General features: G+C 64.0%; 21 protein-coding genes and 1 pseudogene. 12 read left to right on the top strand and 10 right to left on the bottom strand.

What is annotated here, in order from left to right:
* The first annotated feature begins 2 nt into the window (after window positions 1–2).
* Window positions 3–773: a 3-oxoacyl-ACP reductase RhlG gene (gene rhlG / locus HMPREF1224_RS19290; RefSeq protein WP_003113116.1), complete on the top strand. Its 771-nt coding sequence runs from the start codon at window positions 3–5 to the stop codon at window positions 771–773.
* Between the two features lie 52 nt (window positions 774–825).
* Window positions 826–1,521, top strand: a complete 696-nt coding sequence (gene tsaA, locus HMPREF1224_RS19295; protein ID WP_003113115.1) for a tRNA (N6-threonylcarbamoyladenosine(37)-N6)-methyltransferase TrmO — start codon at window positions 826–828, stop codon at window positions 1,519–1,521.
* Between the two features lie 6 nt (window positions 1,522–1,527).
* Here tsaA and HMPREF1224_RS19300 read toward each other — a convergent pair whose 3' ends face one another.
* Window positions 1,528–1,830 (bottom strand): heme-binding protein, encoded by a 303-nt coding sequence (locus tag HMPREF1224_RS19300; protein WP_003098690.1) that lies wholly within the window; start codon window positions 1,828–1,830, stop codon window positions 1,528–1,530.
* Between the two features lie 60 nt (window positions 1,831–1,890).
* Here HMPREF1224_RS19300 and HMPREF1224_RS19305 point away from each other — a divergent pair, with 60 nt between their 5' ends.
* The 7 genes from HMPREF1224_RS19305 to HMPREF1224_RS19335 all read left to right on the top strand — a co-directional run bounded on the left by HMPREF1224_RS19305 (window position 1,891) and on the right by HMPREF1224_RS19335 (window position 10,197).
* Entirely contained in the window at window positions 1,891–2,304 is a 414-nt protein-coding gene (locus HMPREF1224_RS19305; protein ID WP_003098688.1) for a VOC family protein, read from the top strand.
* Window positions 2,305–2,531: 227 nt separating this feature from the next.
* The gene (gene nosR / locus HMPREF1224_RS19310) at window positions 2,532–4,679 is read left to right on the top strand and encodes a transcriptional regulator NosR (protein ID WP_010793260.1); all 2,148 of its coding nucleotides are present in this window, start codon (window positions 2,532–2,534) and stop codon (window positions 4,677–4,679) included.
* A 42-nt stretch (window positions 4,680–4,721) separates the two neighbouring features.
* Window positions 4,722–6,632, top strand: coding sequence for a TAT-dependent nitrous-oxide reductase (gene nosZ, locus HMPREF1224_RS19315; RefSeq protein WP_010793261.1), 1,911 nt, complete (start codon window positions 4,722–4,724; stop codon window positions 6,630–6,632).
* Window positions 6,629–7,915, top strand: a complete 1,287-nt coding sequence (locus HMPREF1224_RS19320) for a nitrous oxide reductase family maturation protein NosD (RefSeq protein ID WP_010793262.1) — start codon at window positions 6,629–6,631, stop codon at window positions 7,913–7,915. The genes nosZ and HMPREF1224_RS19320 overlap by 4 nt, the downstream gene beginning before the upstream one ends.
* Window positions 7,912–8,826 (top strand): ABC transporter ATP-binding protein, encoded by a 915-nt coding sequence (locus tag HMPREF1224_RS19325; RefSeq protein WP_010793263.1) that lies wholly within the window; start codon window positions 7,912–7,914, stop codon window positions 8,824–8,826. The genes HMPREF1224_RS19320 and HMPREF1224_RS19325 overlap by 4 nt, the downstream gene beginning before the upstream one ends.
* Complete coding sequence (locus HMPREF1224_RS19330; RefSeq protein WP_003098680.1) at window positions 8,817–9,644, top strand: ABC transporter permease; 828 nt, start codon at window positions 8,817–8,819, stop codon at window positions 9,642–9,644. The genes HMPREF1224_RS19325 and HMPREF1224_RS19330 overlap by 10 nt, the downstream gene beginning before the upstream one ends.
* A gap of 16 nt (window positions 9,645–9,660) precedes the next feature.
* Complete coding sequence (locus tag HMPREF1224_RS19335; RefSeq protein ID WP_003091829.1) at window positions 9,661–10,197, top strand: nitrous oxide reductase accessory protein NosL; 537 nt, start codon at window positions 9,661–9,663, stop codon at window positions 10,195–10,197.
* Window positions 10,198–10,279: 82 nt separating this feature from the next.
* Here HMPREF1224_RS19335 and fpr read toward each other — a convergent pair whose 3' ends face one another.
* Window positions 10,280–11,056, bottom strand: coding sequence for a ferredoxin-NADP reductase (gene fpr, locus HMPREF1224_RS19340; protein WP_003091832.1), 777 nt, complete (start codon window positions 11,054–11,056; stop codon window positions 10,280–10,282).
* 273 nt (window positions 11,057–11,329) lie between these two features.
* Here fpr and HMPREF1224_RS19345 point away from each other — a divergent pair, with 273 nt between their 5' ends.
* A complete protein-coding gene (locus HMPREF1224_RS19345) occupies window positions 11,330–12,256 on the top strand; it encodes a LysR family transcriptional regulator (RefSeq protein ID WP_003091833.1) in 927 nt (308 codons plus the stop codon).
* Window position 12,257: 1 nt separating this feature from the next.
* Here HMPREF1224_RS19345 and HMPREF1224_RS19350 read toward each other — a convergent pair whose 3' ends face one another.
* The 7 genes and pseudogenes from HMPREF1224_RS19350 to HMPREF1224_RS45340 all read right to left on the bottom strand — a co-directional run bounded on the left by HMPREF1224_RS19350 (window position 12,258) and on the right by HMPREF1224_RS45340 (window position 17,302).
* The gene (locus HMPREF1224_RS19350; protein ID WP_003098676.1) at window positions 12,258–12,599 is read right to left on the bottom strand and encodes a YceK/YidQ family lipoprotein; all 342 of its coding nucleotides are present in this window, start codon (window positions 12,597–12,599) and stop codon (window positions 12,258–12,260) included.
* Between the two features lie 53 nt (window positions 12,600–12,652).
* Window positions 12,653–13,786, bottom strand: a complete 1,134-nt coding sequence (locus HMPREF1224_RS19355; RefSeq protein WP_003098675.1) for an ABC transporter permease — start codon at window positions 13,784–13,786, stop codon at window positions 12,653–12,655.
* Window positions 13,783–14,955 carry an ABC transporter permease gene (locus HMPREF1224_RS19360; protein ID WP_010793264.1) on the bottom strand — a complete coding sequence of 391 codons (1,173 nt, stop codon included), beginning with the start codon at window positions 14,953–14,955 and terminating at the stop codon, window positions 13,783–13,785. Before HMPREF1224_RS19360 ends, HMPREF1224_RS19355 begins: the two co-directional genes overlap by 4 nt.
* A 3-nt stretch (window positions 14,956–14,958) precedes the next feature.
* Entirely contained in the window at window positions 14,959–15,930 is a 972-nt protein-coding gene (locus tag HMPREF1224_RS19365) for an HlyD family secretion protein (RefSeq protein WP_003091837.1), read from the bottom strand.
* Window positions 15,931–16,030: 100 nt separating this feature from the next.
* Window positions 16,031–16,270, bottom strand: a pseudogene (locus HMPREF1224_RS19370) (phosphate-starvation-inducible PsiE family protein); the annotation flags it as partial.
* 77 nt (window positions 16,271–16,347) lie between these two features.
* Window positions 16,348–16,701 (bottom strand): hypothetical protein, encoded by a 354-nt coding sequence (locus HMPREF1224_RS0112070; RefSeq protein WP_019396036.1) that lies wholly within the window; start codon window positions 16,699–16,701, stop codon window positions 16,348–16,350.
* A gap of 115 nt (window positions 16,702–16,816) precedes the next feature.
* Window positions 16,817–17,302, bottom strand: coding sequence for a surface-adhesin E family protein (locus tag HMPREF1224_RS45340; RefSeq protein ID WP_123823006.1), 486 nt, complete (start codon window positions 17,300–17,302; stop codon window positions 16,817–16,819).
* 131 nt (window positions 17,303–17,433) lie between these two features.
* Here HMPREF1224_RS45340 and HMPREF1224_RS19375 point away from each other — a divergent pair, with 131 nt between their 5' ends.
* Entirely contained in the window at window positions 17,434–18,207 is a 774-nt protein-coding gene (locus HMPREF1224_RS19375) for an NYN domain-containing protein (protein ID WP_010793266.1), read from the top strand.
* A 114-nt stretch (window positions 18,208–18,321) separates the two neighbouring features.
* The gene (locus HMPREF1224_RS45345; RefSeq protein WP_010793267.1) at window positions 18,322–19,689 is read left to right on the top strand and encodes a hypothetical protein; all 1,368 of its coding nucleotides are present in this window, start codon (window positions 18,322–18,324) and stop codon (window positions 19,687–19,689) included.
* Window positions 19,690–19,926: 237 nt separating this feature from the next.
* Here HMPREF1224_RS45345 and HMPREF1224_RS19385 read toward each other — a convergent pair whose 3' ends face one another.
* Window positions 19,927–20,370: a phosphate-starvation-inducible protein PsiE gene (locus HMPREF1224_RS19385; protein ID WP_025986831.1), complete on the bottom strand. Its 444-nt coding sequence runs from the start codon at window positions 20,368–20,370 to the stop codon at window positions 19,927–19,929.
* Between the last annotated feature and the right edge of the window lie 47 nt (window positions 20,371–20,417).

Below are 20,417 nucleotides of genomic sequence, written 5' to 3' on the forward strand. Positions count from 1 at the left end.
CCATGCATCCCTATTTCAGTCTCGCCGGTCGCATCGCCCTGGTCACCGGCGGCAGCCGCGGCATCGGCCAGATGATCGCCCAGGGTCTTCTCGAAGCCGGCGCCCGCGTCTTCATCTGCGCACGTGACGCAGAGGCCTGCGCCGACACCGCCACACGCCTCTCGGCCTACGGCGACTGCCAGGCGATCCCCGCCGACCTTTCCAGCGAAGCCGGTGCCCGGCGCCTGGCGCAGGCGCTCGGCGAACTCAGCGCGCGGCTGGATATCCTGGTGAACAACGCCGGCACCAGTTGGGGCGCAGCGCTGGAAAGCTATCCGGTGTCCGGCTGGGAAAAGGTCATGCAGCTCAATGTCACCTCGGTGTTTTCCTGCATCCAGCAACTGCTGCCGCTGCTGCGCCGCTCGGCCAGCGCGGAGAACCCGGCGCGGGTGATCAACATCGGCTCGGTGGCGGGCATCAGCGCCATGGGCGAACAAGCCTATGCCTACGGGCCGAGCAAGGCCGCGCTGCATCAACTGTCGCGGATGCTGGCGAAGGAACTGGTCGGCGAGCACATCAATGTCAATGTGATCGCTCCCGGACGCTTTCCGAGCCGCATGACCCGTCACATCGCCAATGACCCGCAGGCACTGGAGGCGGACAGCGCGTCGATTCCCATGGGCCGCTGGGGTCGCCCGGAGGAGATGGCGGCGCTGGCGATCAGCCTGGCCGGCACCGCCGGCGCCTACATGACCGGCAACGTGATCCCCATCGACGGCGGTTTTCATCTCTGAGCGCCGCCAATCCGGGTAACATGACGCCCCCGACCGCTCGCCTCGTCCCGCCATGACCCACAGCGTTTCTCCCATCGGCTACATCCGCTCCTGCTTCATGGAGAAGTTCGCCATCCCGCGCCAGCCGCTGCTCGCGCCGGCGGCGCGGGGGACCCTGGAACTGCTGCCGCCGTTCGACCAGGTGGAAGCGCTGGAAGGCCTGGAGCAGGTCAGCCATGTCTGGCTGCTGTTCCTCTTCCACCAGGCCCTGGAAGACAAGCCGCGACTGAAGGTGCGCCCGCCGCGCCTGGGCGGCAACCGCTCGCTGGGAGTCTTCGCCACCCGCGCCACCCATCGGCCGAACGGCATCGGCCAGTCGGTGGTGCGCCTGGAGGGCTTCGAAGCGGGGCGCCTGTGGCTGTCCGGAATCGACCTGCTCGACGGCACCCCGGTACTCGATATCAAGCCCTACGTACCCTACGCCGACGCCGTGGCCGACGCCCGCAACGGCATCGCCGACGCGCCGCCGCCGGGCATCGCCGTGGAGTGGAGCGAGCAGGCGCGGCGCCAGGCCCATGAGCACGGCCAGCGGTTGCGGCAGCCGGTGGCCGAGCTGATCGAGCAATGCCTGGCGCAGGACCCACGCCCGGCCTACCAGAAGCCAGAGCCCGGGCGCCGCTACGGGGTGCGCCTGTGGGACCTCGACGTGCATTGGCACTACCCGCGCCCGGACCTGATCCGCGTGCTGGACGTCGCCGGCGGCGATTGAGCCTTCTCAGCGCAGCGGATTGAGCGCCAGCGCGTCGCTTTCGAAGACTTCCTGTTCGAGGATCAGCGGCTCGACCAACGGTCGGCTGTCGCGGAAATGCGCGGTGCGGGTGTGCGCCTCGTAGGCTGCGTCATCGCGATAGACCTCGTAGAGATAGACCAGGTCAGGGTCCTGTCGGTCGCGGGAAACGTCGAACACCAGGCAGCCGGGCTCGGTGGACACGGAAGCGGCGGCGTTGACCTGGATGGCATCGATGAAAGCCTCGGCGCAGCCGGGCCTGAGGCGGGTCTTGATAAAGATGCAGTACACGGAAACTTCCTTTTGTTTTAGATTTACAAAATTATTGTATACAAAAAAGGAAGCAAACCCATGTCCGACCGCCCTGCCCGCCCCTCCCGCCTCAACGGCCTGCGTCACCTCGCCCTGCTGGTGCCCAACCTGGAAGAATGCGAGCGCTTCTATGTCGACGTGCTGGGCATGGAAGTGCTGAACCGCGCCAACGAAGACCTGGTGTATCTCACCTGCGGCAACGACAACCTTTCCCTCGGCCGCGCCCACGCTGCCAGCAACGGCCTGCAGACCATGGATCACTACGGCTTCGTCGTCGACAGCGTGGAGGAACTGGAGGCCTGGTACCGTTACCTGAAGGCGCTGGGCGTGACCCTGCTCGACCAACCCTTCGACCACGGCGACGGCGCGCGCAGCTTCCACCTGCTCGACCCGGCGGGCAACAAGGTGCAGCCGCTGTACCATCCAGCGGTATCCGGGCAACGCCTGGCCTGAGCCTCGGGCAGCCCTCTCCCCTCTCCCTGAAGGGAGAGGGGCGACTCGGTACACTGAGTGCCAGCAACCTCGCTGGCTCCTCATCTCCACTTCTTGACTTTCATCAAGCGCGTTCCGCCCCCGCACCTCCTAGCATCCGGCAACGGAAGCGATTCCACCGCCAGGCGCAGACCCCACCGCAGCGCGGCGTCCCTTTTTTCGCCGGTAGCCAGTAGTAGATGGAACCTATGCGCGCCCTTCGTTTTTCCGCCGGATCGTGGCGGTGTGTCTTCGCCTGGATGCTCCTGCTGGTCGGCCTCGCCGCCCAGGGTGCCGAACTCAGCGATTTGGAGCGCCTGCGCATCGCCCAGGTATTCCCCGCGGTCGAGCGGATCGGCGACCCCGAAGGCGACTACGGCGTACGCCGCCTGAGCAAGGGCGAGGAAACCCTCGGCTACGCCTTCCAGACCCTCAGCGTCACCGACATCCCGGCTTACTCCGGCAAGCCGATCAACCTGCAGGTGATCCTCGATCCGCAGGCGGTTATCCGCGACGCCTACGTCCTCGAACACCACGAACCGATCCTGCTGATCGGCATCCCGGAAGAGAAGCTGCACGCCTTCAGCGCCAGGTACGACGGCGTGCGCGCCGACCAGCGGGTGGTGGTCGGCCGCTCCAGCGACCCGCAGGCGGTTACCGTCGACGCGGTGAGCGGCGCCACGGTGACGGTGATGGTGGTCAACGAGATCGTCATGCGCGCCGCGCATACGGTGGCGGTTGCCCTCGGCCTGATCGAGGACCGCGGCAATGTGCGGCCCAAGCCGGCGCAGGTGCGCCAGCAGCCGGCAGCGACGGCGAGCTGGAGCGAATTGCTCGGCAACGGCGCGATCCGCCGCCTGCAGTTGAGTCGCGGGCAGATCGACGACGCCTTCAAGGGCAGCGAGGCCGAAGGCATCGGCGAGGCCGACGCGGCGCACCGCGACGAGCCGTTCATCGATCTCTACAGCGCCCTGCTCAACCCTCCCGCGGTGGGCCGCAGCCTGCTCGGCGACAACCAGTACCGCGAACTGATGGCGTCGCTGAAGCCAGGCGAATACGCCTTCGTCGTGCTCGGCGACGGCGAGTATTCCTTCAAGGGTTCCGGCTACGTGCGCGGTGGCATCTTCGATCGGGTCCAACTGCGCCAGTTCGGCGACATCATCAGCTTCCGCGACCTCGACTACCAGCGCCTGTCGGACGTCTACGCCGAAGGCATGCCGGAGTTCCGCGAGATGGCGATCTTCGTCGCCCGCGCCAGCCAGCGTTTCGATCCGGGCTCGCCCTGGACCCTGGAGTTGCTCGTGCGGCGCCAGACCGGCCCGGTGGCGGGGGTATTCACCAGCTTCGAGCTGGCCTGCCAGACGCCCGAGGAATACCTGGAGCGGCCGCAGCCAACGGCCGAGGAACTGGCCGCCCTGGAAGAGGCTGCCCGGCCGCTGTGGCTGCGGGTCTGGTACCAGAAGAGTTTCCAGGTCGGGGTCCTCTGTACCGCCCTCGTCCTGCTCCTGGCGATCCTCTTCCTCCAGGACCGCCTGGTGCGACGGCCGCGCCTGATGCAGCGACTGCGCACCGGCTACCTGGCGTTCACCCTGGTCTACCTGGGCTGGTACAGCCTCGGCCAGCTATCGGTGGTCAACGTGCTGACCTTCGTCCACGCGCTGTTCGAAGGCTTCCGCTGGGAGCTGTTCCTCAGCGACCCGCTGCTGTTCATCCTCTGGACCTTCACCGCAGCCAGCCTGCTGCTCTGGGGCCGCGGCGTGTTCTGCGGCTGGCTGTGCCCGTTCGGTGCGCTACAGGAACTGCTCAACGAACTCGCGCGCAAGCTCCGCGTGCCGCAGTTCCAGGTGCCGTTCGCCGTGCACGAGCGGCTCTGGGCGATCAAGTACATCATCCTGCTGGTGCTCTTCGGTCTCTCCCTGGAATCCCTGGCGCTGGCCGAGCAGGCCGCGGAGGTGGAGCCGTTCAAGACCGCCATCCCCCTCGGCTTCGACCGCCAGTGGTGGTTCGTCGCCTACGCCGTCGCGCTGCTGGTGGTCAACCTGTTCACCCGCAAGGTCTATTGCCGCTACCTCTGCCCGCTGGGCGCGGCCCTGGCGATCCCGGCCAAGGCGCGCCTGTTCGACTGGCTCAAGCGCCGTGCGGAATGCGGCAGGCCCTGCCAGCTCTGTGCCCGCGAATGCGAGATCCAGGCGATCCATCCCGACGGCCGCATCGAGGCCAACGAATGCCACTACTGCCTCGACTGCCAGATGACCTACCACGACCAGGACAAGTGCCCGCCGCTGGTGAACAAGCGCAAGAAGCGCGCGAAGAGCGCGCCGGCGGACAACGCGCGGATACCCGCGGAGAACCTCTGACCTGGCTCCCTTTCCCCTGACTGCCCTTGAGGACGACACGAGATGAGCGACGACACGAAAAGCCCCCACGAAGAAACCCACGGCCTGAACCGCCGCGGCTTCCTCGGCGCCTCGGCGCTGACCGGAGCCGCCGCCCTGGTTGGCGCCAGCGCCCTGGGCAGCGCGGTGGTCGGCCGCGAGGCCCGGGCCGCGGGCAAGGGCGAGCGCAGCAAGGCCGAGGTCGCCCCCGGCGAACTGGATGAGTACTACGGGTTCTGGAGCGGCGGACATTCCGGCGAAGTACGCGTGCTCGGCGTGCCGTCGATGCGCGAGCTGATGCGCATACCGGTGTTCAACGTCGACTCGGCCACCGGCTGGGGCCTGACCAACGAGAGCAAGCGGGTCCTCGGCGACAGCGCGCGCTTCCTCAACGGCGACTGCCACCATCCGCACATCTCGATGACCGACGGCAAGTACGACGGCAAGTACCTGTTCATCAACGACAAGGCCAACAGCCGGGTCGCGCGCATCCGCCTGGACGTCATGAAATGCGACCGCATCGTCACCATTCCCAACGTCCAGGCGATCCACGGCCTGCGCCTGCAAAAGGTGCCGCATACCCGCTACGTGTTCTGCAACGCCGAGTTCATCATCCCCCATCCCAACGACGGCTCGACCTTCGACCTGTCCGGCGACAACGCCTTCACCCTGTACAACGCCATCGACGCCGAGACCATGGAAGTGGCCTGGCAGGTGATCGTCGACGGCAACCTCGACAACACCGACATGGACTACAGCGGCAGGTTCGCCGCCTCCACCTGCTACAACTCGGAGAAGGCCGTCGACCTCGGCGGCATGATGCGCAACGAGCGCGACTGGGTGGTGGTGTTCGACATCCCGCGCATCGAGGCCGAGATCAAGGCGAAGCGCTTCGTCACCCTCGGCGACTCGAAGGTGCCGGTGGTCGACGGCCGGCGCAAGGACGGCAAGGACAGCCCGGTGACCCGCTACATCCCGGTACCGAAGAACCCCCACGGGCTGAACACCTCGCCGGACGGCAAGTACTTCATCGCCAACGGCAAGCTCTCGCCGACCTGCACCATGATCGCCATCGAGCGCCTCGGCGACCTGTTCGCCGACAAGCTGGCGGACCCGCGCGACGTGGTGGTGGGCGAGCCGGAACTGGGCCTCGGCCCGCTGCACACCACTTTCGATGGCCGAGGCAACGCCTATACCACGCTGTTCATCGACAGCCAGTTGGTGAAGTGGAACCTGGCCGACGCGGTGCGCGCCTACAAGGGCGAGAAGGTCGACTACATCCGCCAGAAGCTCGACGTGCAGTACCAGCCGGGGCACAACCACGCCACCCTGTGCGAGACCAGCGAAGCCGACGGCAAGTGGATCGTGGTGCTCAGCAAGTTCTCCAAGGACCGCTTCCTGCCCACCGGTCCGCTGCACCCGGAGAACGACCAGTTGATCGACATTTCCGGCGAGGAAATGAAGCTGGTCCACGACGGCCCGACCTTCGCCGAACCGCACGATTGCATCCTCGCCCGCCGCGACCAGATCAAGACCCGCAAGATCTGGGACCGCAAGGACCCGTTCTTCGCCGAGACGGTCAAGCGCGCGGAAAAGGACGGCATCGACCTGATGAAGGACAACAAGGTCATCCGCGAGGGCAACAAGGTCCGCGTCTACATGGTCTCGATGGCGCCCTCCTTCGGCCTCACCGAGTTCAAGGTGAAGCAGGGCGACGAAGTCACCGTGACCATCACCAACCTCGACGAGATCGAGGACGTGACCCACGGCTTCGTCATGGTCAACCACGGCGTCTGCATGGAGATCAGCCCGCAACAGACCTCGTCGATCACCTTCGTCGCCGATAAGCCCGGGGTGCACTGGTACTACTGCAGCTGGTTCTGCCACGCCCTGCACATGGAAATGTGCGGGCGGATGCTGGTGGAAAAGGCTTGATCCACGCAGCGCGGTCGCTGGCCGGGCGCCGGGCGGGGCCGCTCCTCGCCCTGCTCCTGCTCGGCCTCGCCACGGCCCGCGCGGAGCCGGTCGACGGCCTGCCGCTGCGGGCCGACGGCGATGGCCGCTGGAGCCTGGCGGCGGGCCGCTACGCCGGCAACTTCGTCATCGACCGGCCGCTGCACCTACGCTGCGAGGCCGGCGCCGAACTGGACGGCGGCGGCCACGGCAGCCTGCTGACCCTGACCAGCCCCGGGATCACCGTCGAGGGCTGCCGGCTGCGCAACTGGGGGCGCAACCTGACCGAACTCGACGCCGCGATCTTCGTCGGCAAGGCCGCCAGCGACGCCGTGATCCGCGGCAACGATCTGCGCGGCGCGGGCTTCGGCGTCTGGCTCGACGCCACGGCGGGCGCGCAGGTGCTCGACAACCGCATCGAGGGCGACGAAAGCGTGCGCTCCCAGGATCGCGGCAACGGTATCCACCTCTATGCGGTGAAGGACGCCCTGGTCCGCGGCAACCGGGTCAGCCACACCCGCGACGGGGTCTACATCGACACTTCCAACGACAGCAGCATCGAAGCCAACCGCTTCGAGGAGCTGCGCTACGGCGTGCACTACATGTTCACCCACAACAGCCGGGTGACCGACAACCTGACCCGGCGCACCCGCACCGGCTACGCGCTGATGCAGAGCCGCAAGCTGACCGTGACCGGCAACCGCTCCATCGACGACGAGAACTACGGCATCCTGATGAACTACATCACCTACTCGACCCTGGCCGGCAACCGCGTCGAGGGCGTGCGCAGCGGCAGCACCGGCGACGCGATGATTTCCGGCGCCGAGGGCAAGGCGCTGTTCATCTACAACTCGCTGTTCAACCGCATCGAAGGCAACAGCTTCGCCGACAGCGCCCTGGGCATCCACCTCACCGCCGGCTCGGAGGACAATCGCATCGCCGGCAACGCCTTCATAGGCAACCGCCAGCAGGTCAAGTACGTCGCCAGCCGCGAGCAGGAGTGGTCCGCCGACGGCCGCGGCAACTACTGGAGCGACTACCTGGGCTGGGACCGCGACGACGACGGTCTCGGCGACGTCGCCTACGAGCCCAACGACAACGTCGACCGGCTGATCTGGCTGTACCCGCAGGTACGCCTGCTGTTGAACAGCCCGAGCATCGAGCTGCTGCGCTGGGTCCAGCGCGCCTTCCCGGTGGTGCGCTCGCCCGGCGTGCGCGACAGCCATCCGCTGATGCGGATGCCCGCCGCGGAGCCGAGGCCATGAGCCTGGTCGAGATCGACGGCGCGACCCTGCGCTACGGCGCCCTCACCGCCCTGAGCGGGCTCGACCTGCGCCTGGAGCCCGGCGAGGTGCTCGGCCTGCTCGGCCACAACGGCGCCGGCAAGACCACCACCATCAAGCTGGTCCTCGGCCTGCTGGCCCCCAGCGAAGGCCGCGTGCGGGTCCTCGGCCACGATGCGAGGAGCCTGGGGGCGCGCCGCCAGCTCGGCTACCTGCCGGAGAACGTGACCTTCTACCCGCAGCTCAGCGGCGCGGAAACCCTGCGCCACTTCGCCCGCCTCAAGGGCGTGGCGCCGGCCGAAGCCGCGCGCCTGCTGGAACAGGTCGGCCTCGGCCATGCCGCCAGGCGGCGCCTGAAAACCTACTCGAAGGGCATGCGCCAGCGCCTCGGCCTGGCCCAGGCGCTGCTCGGCGAACCGCGCCTGCTGCTGCTCGACGAACCGACGGTGGGCCTCGACCCGCTGGCCACCGTCGAGCTCTACCAATTGCTCGACCGCCTGCGCGGCCAGGGCACCGGGATCGTCCTTTGCTCCCATGTGCTGCCCGGCGTCGAGACGCATATCGACCGCGCCGCGATTCTCGCCGGCGGCCGCCTGCAAGTGGCCGGCAGCCTCGCCGAACTGCGCCGCAAGGCGGCTCTGCCGACCCGCGTGCGCCTGGCCAGCCCACATAACCCGCAGTGGCTCGAACGCTGGCGCCGGGCCGGCCTGGCGGCGCGGAGACTGGACGGCCAGCGCATCGAGGTACTGCTGGACGATGCCGAGCGCGACGGCGTGCTGGAAGCGCTGCTGGCCGCGCGCGAGTTCGACCTGGAGATCCTGCCGCCGTCGCTGGAGGACCTCTATCGCCACCACATGTCCCCCGCCCCCGCCGGAGCCACGCCATGCCCGTAGTCTGGACCATCGCCCGCAAGGAACTGGCCGACGGCCTGCGCAATCGCTGGCTGCTGGCGATCAGCCTGCTGTTCGCCCTGCTCTCGGTGGGCATCGCCTGGTTCGGCGCCGCCGCGGCCGGCCAGGTCGGCTTCACCTCGGTGCCGGCGACGGTCGCCAGCCTGACCAGCCTGGCCACCTTCCTGATGCCGCTGATCGCCCTGCTGCTGGCCTACGACGCCATCGTCGGCGAGGAGGAAGGCGGCACCCTGCTGCTGCTCCTGACCTACCCGCTGGGGCGCGGCCAGTTGCTGCTCGGCAAGTTCCTCGGTCACGGCCTGATCCTCGCCCTGGCCACCCTGATCGGCTTCGGCAGCGCGGCGCTGGCGATCCTCGCGCTGGTGCCGGAGGTCGAGGCGGCCATCCTGCTGGGCGCCTTCGGCCGCTTCATGGGTTCCTCGCTGCTGCTCGGCTGCGTGTTCCTCGCCCTGGCCTACGCCCTGAGCAGCCGCGCCAGCGAGAAATCCAGCGCCGCCGGGCAGGCGCTCGGCCTGTGGTTCTTCTTCGTCCTGCTGTTCGACCTGGCCCTGCTGGCGATCCTGGTCCTCAGCCAGGGTCACCTGAGCCCGCGGCTGCTGCCCTGGCTGTTGCTGCTCAACCCGACCGACCTCTACCGGCTGATCAACCTGTCCGGCTTCGACGCAGCCGCCGCCGGCGGGGTGGTTCCCCTGGCCAGCGACCTGCCGGTGTCCGCCAGCGCCCTCTGGCTGGCCCTGGCCCTCTGGGCCTGCGCTGCCCTGGCGCTGGCCCACGGCCTGTTCCGCCGCCGCCCCATCTGACTCACGAGGTTCCGCCATGCAACGTCATACCCTCCCCCTGCGCCCTCTGCTCGGCACGCTCCTGCTCGGCCTGCTGCTGGCCGGCTGCGATGCGTCGCGGGACGACGCCACGGCACTCGGCCCGGTGCCGATCGCCAGCGGCGACGAATGCCACGTCTGCGGCATGCTCATCGAGGAAATGCCCGGTCCCAAGGGCGAGGCGGTGCTTCCCGGCGCGGTGCGCAAGTTCTGCTCCACCGCCGAACTGTTCGGCTGGTGGCTGCAACCGGAAAACCGCCAGGGCCAGGCGCGCCTGTATGTCCACGACATGAGCCAGGCCGACTGGCGGCACCCCGACGATGCCCGCCTGATCGACGCCACCCGCGCCTACTACGTGGTCGGCATCCAGCGGCCGGGCGGCATGGGCGCCACCCTCGCCTCGTTCGCCGACGAAGAGGCCGCGACGCGCCTGGCGGCCGAGGAAGGCGGCCGGGTACTGCGCTTCGACGAGATCGACCAGGCGGTGCTGCAAGGCGTGGGCGGCGACCACCCGCACCGGCACCCGGCGCACTGAGCGGGGGCCGGAAAGCAGAAAGCCCCTGCCGCGGATACGGCAGGGGCTTTCTTCGCCTGGCGCGACGAGGCGCGGCGGAGGCCTACTTCTCGACGAAGGCGCGCTCGATCAGGTAGTCGCCCGGCTCGCCCATGCGCGGCGAGATCTTCAGGCCGAAGCTATCGAGCACGGCGCTGGTCTCTTCCAGCATGCTCGGGCTGCCACAGATCATCGCACGGTCGTCCTGCGGGTTCATCGGCGGCAGGCCGATGTCCTCGAACAGCTTGCCGCTGCGCATCAGGTCGGTCTGGCGGCCCTGGTTGCGGAACGGCTCCCGGGTCACCAGCGGGTAGTAGATCAGCTTCTCTTTCACCTGGTCGCCGAAGTACTCGTGTTCCGGCAGGACCTTGGTGATGAAGTCGGCGTAGGCCAGTTCGCTGACCCAGCGCACGCCGTGGACCAGGATCACCTTCTCGTAGCGCTCGTAGGTTTCCGGGTCCTGGATCACGCTGAGGAAGGGCGCCATGCCGGTGCCGGTGCTGAGCAGGTAGAGGTGCTTGCCGGGCAGCAGGTCGTCGTGCACCAGGGTGCCGGTCGGCTTGCGGCTGACCATCAGCTCGTCGCCTTCCTTCAGGTGCTGCAGGCGCGAGGTCAGCGGGCCGTCCGGGACCTTGATGCTGAAGAACTCCAGGTGCTCTTCGTAGTTCGGGCTGGCAATGCTGTAGGCGCGCATCAGCGGACGACCGTCGACTTCCAGGCCGATCATCACGAACTGGCCGGTCTTGAAGCGCAGACCCGGGTTGCGGGTGGTCTTGAAGCTGAACAGGGTGTCGTTCCAGTGGTGCACGCTGAGAACGCGCTCGGTGTACAGATTGCTCATCAAAGACTCCTAGGAAAACGCGGGCGCACACCAACAGCAGCAGACGTGACGCAGTTGCGCGGCATTTTATCGGTTGCCAAAATATCCGCAAAATGAATTGTCTGGATAATGCTTATCCAGAATATGGATATGGGATAACACGATATCGGTCGGCCGCCGGCCGCCGAGGGCTCCCATCGCTCCCGCGGACGGGGCGCAAGGATAACCGAGCCAACCCCGCCGACGGAACGGCAAAATGTCGCGGGGCCTTTCGCTCTAGACGAGGAAGCCTGGATGAAATTCACCCTCCGCCAGCTCGAGGTGTTCGTCGCCGTGGCCCAGCAGGAGAGCGTCTCCCGCGCCGCCGAGGGGCTGTCGCTGTCGCAGTCGGCGACCAGCACCTCGCTCGGCGAGCTGGAGCGACAGTTCGACTGCAAGCTGTTCGACCGCGCCGGCAAGCGCCTGACCCTCAATGCCCTCGGCCGCCAACTGCTGCCGCAGGCGGTGGCGCTGCTCGACCGCGGCGAGGAAATCGAGAACCTGCTCAACGGCAAGACCGCCTTCGGCTCCCTCGACCTCGGTGCCACCCTGACCATCGGCAACTACCTGGCCACGCTGCTGATCGGCGCCTTCATGCAGCGCCAGCCGGACTGCCGGGTGCGCCTGCACGTGCACAACACCGCCCAGGTGGTGCAGCAGGTCGCCCACTACGAGCTGGACCTGGGCCTGATCGAGGGCGACTGCCGGCATCCGGACATCGAGGTGCAACCCTGGATGGAGGACGAACTGGTGGTGTTCTGCGCCCCCCAGCATCCGCTGGCGCGGCGGGGCGGCGCCGACCTGGAACGGCTGACGCGGGAGGCCTGGATCCTCCGCGAGCAGGGCTCCGGCACCCGCCTGACCTTCGACCAGGCCATGCGTCATCACCCGCGGCCGCTGAACATCCGCCTGGAGCTGGAGCACACCGAGGCGATCAAGCGTGCCGTGGAGTCCGGCCTGGGCATCGGCTGCATTTCCCGCCTGGCCCTGCGCGACGCTTTCCGCCGCGGCAGCCTGGTGCCGGTGGAAACGCCCGGCCTGGACCTGCGCCGGCAGTTCTACTTCATCTGGCACAAGCAGAAGTACCAGACTGCGACCATGCGCGAGTTCCTCGACCTGTGCCGCAGCGAGACCGCCGGGATCAGCCGCAGCGACGAGATCGTGCTGCCGCTGATTCCCTGACTCAGTTGGCCAGGGACAGGTTGCCGTCGCGGTACTGGCGGTACGAGGTATAGGGCAGCGCGAGGGTGTCGATCACCCCGGACAGCGCGAAGTCGAGGGCCAGCACCTCGAGGATGCCGTCGGCTTGCGCCGGCGCCACCGGCGACCCGGTCTTCACGTTGAGCCGGCAGAAGGTGTAGCTGACCCCGCTGTACACCCGCGGCAGGCTGGTGCAGGCGGTCGCCTTCAGGCGCAGGTCGTGGGCGGCGCTGGCGTCGTCGCGCACCAGCGTGTTGACGGAACCGCACCCGCCGAGCGTGGCGAGCCCCAGAAGCACCAGCAAAGAAAGCCCCGAACGAAACATTCCTTCATCTCCCTGTGCGAACGCCAGCCGAGTATGGCCGGCCTTGCGCCGCTTCACCAACCCTTGACGTTGTCCCAGCGCCAGTTGCGGTACTGGTACAGCAGCGTACCCAGCAACGCATAGGTGGCGGCCATGCCCAGCAGCACCAGGGCATGGTCGCTGACTTCGCGCAGCGGCAGGTCCATCTGGTTCATCTCGGCGATGGCGCGAATCGCCCAGGTCGAGGGGATCGCGTCGGCCAGCCAGCGTACCCAGTCCGGCATGGCCTGTTCCGGCCAGCTGTAGCCGGCCATGTAGAACAGCGGCAGGGTGATGAAGGTCATGGTCAGGTACACCGATTCCTCGGTGGGCAGCAGCTCGGCGATGAACTCGCTGAGGGCGATCACCGCGATCAGGAACGGCAGGACGATCCCCAGCAGCATGAAGAACGAGGCCGACTGGCGATAGCCCAGCAGGTGCGGCCAGATCACGTAGAAGAGCATCGCCAGCACGGTCCAGATCAGCAGTTGCGCGCTGTAGCGGCCGAAGCGGGTCGACAGCGGCTGGCGCATGTAGCGCGGGGTGCCGCCGCGCAGCATGATGTTGCCGCGGGTGCAGCCGAGCAGCAGGCTGTGTTGCAGGATCAGCGACAGCAACCCCGGAAGGACGATGGCGGCGAAGCTGATGCCGGGGTTGAACAGGTCGGTCAATTGCCCTACCAGCGGGCTCAGCACCACCTGCGCCTGGGTCGCGGTGAAGCCTTCGCGTTCCAGCAGGGCAGCGTTGTAGCGGTTGGTCAGCGCGCTGTAGACCGCCGAGATGTCCTGCTGGATCTGGCCGTTGGCCATGCGGTTGGTGGCATCGCCGAAGTACGGGATCACCAGCGCCTCGCCGCGCAGCAGGCGCTTCTCGAAGTTCAGCGGGATCACGATGATCGCGTACAGCTCGCGCCAGGCCAGGTCGCGCTTGGCCTGCGGCAGGCTGTCGTAGCCGACCACGGCGACCTTCGGCGCCGAATCGAGCAGCCGGACCAGCTCGCGCGACACGTCGCTGTGATCCTCGTCGACCACCGCCACCGGCAGGTCGAGGGCGGTGTGGTTCATGTACGGCAGCGAGGTGATGCACACCGAGGCCACGACCATCAGCCACATCGGCTTGGACAGCATGGCCTTCAGGGTTTCCCGGAGGATCTGCAGGTAGTTCTTCATATCGGGCTCAGGTCCAGGCGGCTGCGCAGGCGCATCTTGGCGATCATGTAGGCGATCAGCGGGTACAGCGCCAGCTTGGCGCAGGTGTAGAGCGCCGAACTGGGCGGCGCCTGGCGCAGGAACTGGTCGAACAGGCCGTGCAGGGTGTGGGTCAGCGGCTCGGCCTCGGCGATCACCCGCGCCAGGGTCGGCATCGCCAGTTCCGGGATCAGCACTCCCGAGTAGGTCTGGGCGACGCCGATCAGCATGCCCACCAGCGAATAGGCAGTGAAGCGGTTGGCGGTGAAGACGAACAGCACCAGCCCGACGCTCTGCGCGGCAATCACGTAGAACAGCGTGATCATCAGCATCGCCAGCGGGCTGCCGTTGATGCGCGCGCCGGAGAACGCCACCAGCAGGAAGATTTCCAGCATCAGCAGCGCGGTGAACAGCAGCGTGTAGGGCGCCAGCTTGCCCACCAGGCGTACGCCGAGGGCCTTGGCCCGCAGGATGTGCGGCGAGGAGGCGCGCAGTTCCGGCGCCTCGCGGGCCAGCACATGGACCATGGTGACGATCACGAACAGCTGTAGCAGGTGCACGATGGCGGCGAACTGCTGGTAATAGATGTAGTTGCCGCTGGCATTGAACAGGCTGTCGTAGGACACGCTGATGCTCGCCAGGTGCGGCAGCGCCGCCGGCATCCCGGCGGCCAGGCGCGGACGCAATTCGCCGTTGAGGCTGGCGACCAGCGCCGAGAAGTCCTGGGTGGCGGCGTAGCCGGCCGAATACAGCAGCGCGTTGTAGTACAGCTCGGCCTTCGGCGCGCGCCCGCCGAGCACGTCGGCCTCGAAGTCCGGCGGGATGTAGAGCAAGGCGTAGGCATCGGCCTGACGGATCGCGTCGAGCCCCTCCTGGACGCCGGCGGGAACGGTGATCACCTGGGCGTGGGAGGTCGCGTCGAGTTCGCGGATCAACTTGCGCGACAGTTGGCTATGGTCCTTGTCGATCACCGCCAGCGGCATGTCCAGCAGGGTACCGGCCTGGTAGACGCCGCTGATCACGCCGAACAGCAGCAGCGGCCAGCACCAGCCGAGCCAGTGGATGGTCCAGCTGCGGCAGGCGATCCGCGTCTCGGTGTTGAACGCCTGGACGAAACGGCTGGCGTTGCGCTTCAGCGCGGCCCACGCCATCGCTCAGTTCGTCCAGCGCCACAGCGCGCTCATGCCCGGGCGCAGGCCGGGTGTCGGCTGCAACGGGTAGAAGCGGGTCTCGAAGGTCTTCAGGTCGAAATCGCCGGTGGCGCGGGTCGCGCGCCTGGTCGAGAAATCGCCCAGCGGGGCGATGTAGCGCAGCTCGGTCTCGACCTCGGCGCCGCCCAGGCCGGGCACCTGCATGACGATGCGGTCGCCCTTGCGCACCTTGGCCAGGATGTCCTCGCGCAGGTTGAAGACGAAGTAGCTGTCGTCCAGCCGCACCAGCGTCAGCAGCGGACTGTAGGCGTTGATCAGTTCGCCCTGTTCGGCGGGGATCGGCCCGACCTCGCCGTTGACCGGCGCGCGCACCTGCAGGTCGTCGATCTGCGCCTGTAGCTCGGCGATCTGCGCGTCGGCCCGGCGCACCGCGGCCTGCAACGCCTGGCGGCGCTCCTCGCGGTCGCCCTTGAGACCTTCGTCGAGATTGGCCCGCGCCTCGGCGACGCGGTCGCGGGCGACATCGCGCTCACGCCGCGAGAGGTCGAACTGGGTCCGCGAGAGGAAGCCGCGCTCGACCATCTGCTGGTTGCGCTGGAAATCCGACTCGGCGTTGCGCAACTCGGCCTCGGCCTGTGCCAGGCTGGCCTTGAGCGCGCGGATGCTCTCCTCGCGGGTACCGTGGAGCGACTCGTCGAGCTGCGCCTGGGCCTGGTTGCGCGCCGCGTGCAGGGCATCGAGCTGGGCTTCCAGCTCGGGGCTGTCGAGGCTGATCAGCAGGTCGCCCTGCTTCACCTCGTCGCCGCGCCGCACGTGCAGCACCTGGACCCGGCCCTTGGCCTTGGAGGAAACGATGACGTTGGTGGCGTCCGCCTCGCCCTGCAACAGCAGGGGCGGATTGTGCAGGCGCAGGTAGAGGGTGATGGCGACGATCGCGAGGATCAGCAGCGGGGTAAAGAGTTTCCATCCCTTCATGGGGCAGGCTTCCTGAACACGACCGGGCGATGGTAGTACATTGCCAGGCCGTTGCGCTGGCCGGAAGCGCGCCGGAGACCGGCTCCGGCGCGGCGACGAATCAGGCTTCCCCTTCGGCGTCCTCGCTCGCCACCCGCCGCGCGGCGGCGCCGTCGGACTTCGCCGAAGGGAAGCGCGCCGAGGCGAAGCGCACCACCAGGATCGCCAGCGCCAGCAGCAGCAACGCCACCGAGACCAGGATGATGCCATCGTCCGGCGTATGGTTGTGCTGGATGTCGGCGATCATCAGGCGGGTCAGCGCGGTCATCGCCACGTAGATCAGGAAGCGTACCGGCATGTGGGGGTCTTGACGACACCGAAAGCCTGCGCTGTCACAAAAAAGACCTTAAAAACTCACAAAGCCCCGAAAGGGGATTTTTATTTCAGGTGCTCGTCCAGCCATAGCTTAAACTCTGGATCGTCGTCATCTGACGAATCTGATTGGTTATTGTGCAGTGTTCCAGCAGCAGCCATTTTTATATTTATGTCGATCTTCTGCCTTATCTCTTTGATTTTTTTCGACCACTGCTCATCTGTAGGCTCATCCCCTTCTGGAAGGTATCGCTGAATGACCCACTCAGCAGACAGGTAATGGTCCGCAGCAGTGAATGAGCCCGGGGACTTGCTCTCAAGATAGGCTTTCTTATCTGCAAGCTCAGTAGCAGACCACCGACGAAAAGCCTCCTCTTTTTCCAGCCCGACCATACTCTTCAACCTGTCGATGATCCCCATGCCTCTCCCCCTCTTCGAATCAGACCAGTAACAGCCTCAGAACGTAACTCGAACACATTCATAGCAGAATTTAAAAACGCTCAGAACAGGTTCAGAAGCGATTCTGAATGAAATCTCAATTTCCCCGTTTGCAGAATAACTTGTTCAGCCCCTCGCCAACCGAGTCAGGAAACGGGCGTGTCCATTTTCCGCTCTCATGGTCCAATTGCGTAATCACCTCACCCTCGAAATTGCAATCAATCGACTGAGTGATCCTCGACGTGCCTCTCGCACAGTTGATCTCGTAATAGCTAACACTGCTCTCAGTCTTCGAACGCTTCTCGCTTTTACAGATGACCGAATCCGCTGGGCTACGAGCAAAGACATTGCAACGGCAGATGGGTGGTAGGGGGGAGTCGATCTTGAACCAAACCTCATACCGCCCAGTTTCAGTGCGGACAGCCCCTTTTGTAGAAACGGTCTGGTCATTCGCGCCTTTGAAGACCTCGTGCCATGTATCCGAGGCTTGGAAATCCTGAGCGCTCTTTGGCGTATCAGCGCTCATGGCCGTCACTGACAACACTACGGCGAAGACGATGATGAAGGTGCGGGTAACGGTCACTGGCAGTCCCTGCAGAGTGAATGAGGACTGGCATCATCCCAGCGGCTGATCAAGGGAACAAGCAACCTTGCCGCTCATACTGGCCTGATGACATAGTGACGGCTCGGAAAGACACTGATGAGGGATGAGCTGTGGAGTCAAAACGGATAGCGCTGCTGATCGATTGTGACAACGTTAGCCATGCAGCCATCGGCGGTGTGCTCGACGAGCTTGCCAAATACGGCATGGTGAACATCAGGCATGCCCACGGCAACTGGAGTTCTCCAAACCTCGCAGGGTGGGTCGAGAAGGTTCACCCTTACGCCATCCGGCCCATGCAGCAGTTCGCTTTCACGAAGGGCAAGAACGCCACTGACTCAGCGATGATCATTGACGCAATGGACTTGCTATACAGCAAGAACGTCGATGCTTTCGCACTCATGACCAGCGACAGCGACTTCACACCACTCGTGCTGCGCCTCCTCGAAAGCGGGTTGCCAGTGTATGGCTTTGGCGAGAAGAAGACTCCTAAGCCGTTCGTAGATGCTTGCTCGCAGTTTATCTACACAGAGAACCTGATGACCGACGATCAGGAGAAGGCTGCAGAGGGTGAGCCACCCAAATCGACGAAGCGCTCCCGCAACGAGCTGCGAAGCGATACATCTCTCGTGCGATTGCTCAGGACTGCTGCAGAGAAAACCGCCGATGATGCTGGGTGGTCGCATCTCAGCCAGGTTGGGGAATTCATACGCAACAACAGCTCCTTCTCAGCGATTAACTATGGCTACCGGACGTTGGGCGACCTCATTCGCACGTCAGAGCTTTTCGTGATCGATATGCGTCACGGCGGCACAGCCATGTTCATCAAGAACCCGCGCAAACCAGCCGCAGCAACGCACCATCAACACGAGTCCAGCACATCGTAGAGCGTCGGCGTTTGTGCCGTGTTCTGAACGCTTTCATATTTGGTTCTGAACACACTATGAGCATTTTCATATTCTATTCGAAACAGAATCTTATTTATATACAGGAAAGCCGCAATGAAATTCATTGACGATATCTTGGAGTCAATATCTGGAAGCACGAGAACAAAAATTGAAGATCCTTTCATTGGCGCTTTCATTGGCTCGTGGCTAATTTGTAATTGGGATAGCTTAGCGCTGCTGGTATGGGGAGAGGGAACCGCCACAGATCGAATTGCAGCCATTAGCAAGCACTACCACGAATTGAAGATATTCGAATTCAACTCACTCGTGGCAATCCCCCTACTCATGACAGCTCTATTTATATTTGCCTTTCCTTGGGTGTCATGGGTTTTGAAATCTATACTGAAATATGCCAACGAGCGCCTGCACGAACAAGCTGTAGCGATAGAAATCAGTAAGGTTGAGCGGCAAGAAGCTCTAAACAAAAAAAGACTTTTAGCTGATCCCGAGAAGAAATTCTTGGAAGAGAACGTCAGGTTAGACATTGAACGTAGAAAAGAGGTGATTGAGCAACTGAAACTCAGAACGGCTCGATTCAAGGAGAAAGCTGATGCAGCGGCCTCGGCAGCAGCTGAAGCGAAAGCTGCGTTAGAGGTTACTGCGGCTGCAGCCGCAGAGACGAAAAGTCGCGCAAGTCAGGCTGCACTTGACGAGGAGAAAAGGCAAGCAAATGCAGAGCTTGAAAAACAACGTTTCAGCTTAGCAAGCGCGCAGCTAAAATCAGCACAAGCATCAAATCGGTTTCCTTCAGCTTATGCTCTTATGCAAACGTTAGAAGAAAGCCTCAAAAATGACGATATTTATTTATCATTGGAAGGGCTTGGAGAAATTGTAGCAATGATTTTCGGCTACAAAAGCTTCAACACACTCGTGCATGACGAGAACTTCAATAACAAAACCTTGGCACAGGTTGCATACATCTGTTATGACCGAGATGAATTTGCAACGACTCTGGAAACCATCGTCCAAAACGAAGGGTCCAGAAACGAGGACTTGGACGCTGAATCGCTATTCGACCATGTGACCTCGATCTTCGACAATCTTGATTTTAAACTACTCCCAAAAGATGAAGTCGAAGAAGTCTGCCGAGAAGTATGTAACAACATGCGATATGACTTACTGAATAGCGAGGAGTTCTCAGGCCCAATCGCTGAGTCGGATACTATTTTCGATGAGGTTGAGATTGACGATCTGGAAGACATCACCTTTGAAAATGGGCTGAGTGTTACTTTTTCTGGCACAGCAAGTGGAAACCACAGAAAAGAACACGACATTTCTGGACGTGATATAGAATTCAGCATCGAAATAAAAAGTGCATTATTAGTCGGCACCAAAGGATTAGGTGAACTGGAGCGTGGTAAAGTGTCAGCCAATCTGGTTAATTACGACTATGAGCCAGAAAATGAAGCGGATAAAGGTTGAGCAATTTTCAATCCCGATATTTGAATCAGATCTCGTAGCCTGATGGCGTATGCGGCATTGGATCACTCGGAGCCTTGTAGCCCCAAGCACGCCACCGGTTCACCTCTTCGCCTGTGCTACGGATGTGTGCCTGAATCGCTCCCCTCGCCTGTATCTGAGTCCTCCTGCCCCCGCAGCATATGCTTGATACATTCGAAAAAAGCCGCTCGAAAGCGGCCTGAATCATTTAGTGGGCTGTCAGTCTGTCTTCTCTTTTACTGACGGGAACCGGGCCGAGGCATATCGCACTACGAGAATCGAAACGGAAAGGAGCACCACCCCCCCCGTAAGGTAAAGAATGCCCTCGTCCGGGGATTTATGATGCGACACGTCACTAATCAGCAGCCGAATCAAAGCCGTAACGCCAATGTAGAGAAGAAAGCGCAATGGCATATGGTTTGTGCGGAAATAAATTCCGCTCATAGCCAGCAGCTCGAGATAGATAAACAGCAGCAGAATGTCATCTACGCTGATTTTGTCTTGATGGAGCATGTCAATGAAGGTGGTGATGCCCGCGTAGACCGTGATCGCCCCGATCCCGAAAAGCGCAAGGTAATGGAACAGCTCAACCCCCAGGTTCCCAAGGCTGTTTGCCCCAGCATGAACCCTTACGCGCATCCGATCCGCCCATTTCATACCCACTCTCCCCGCACACGCCGAAATCGGCAAAAAAATCAACACAGCAATTT

This window comes from Pseudomonas sp. P179 (genome assembly GCF_000478485.2).
Lineage (GTDB): Bacteria > Pseudomonadota > Gammaproteobacteria > Pseudomonadales > Pseudomonadaceae > Pseudomonas > Pseudomonas aeruginosa.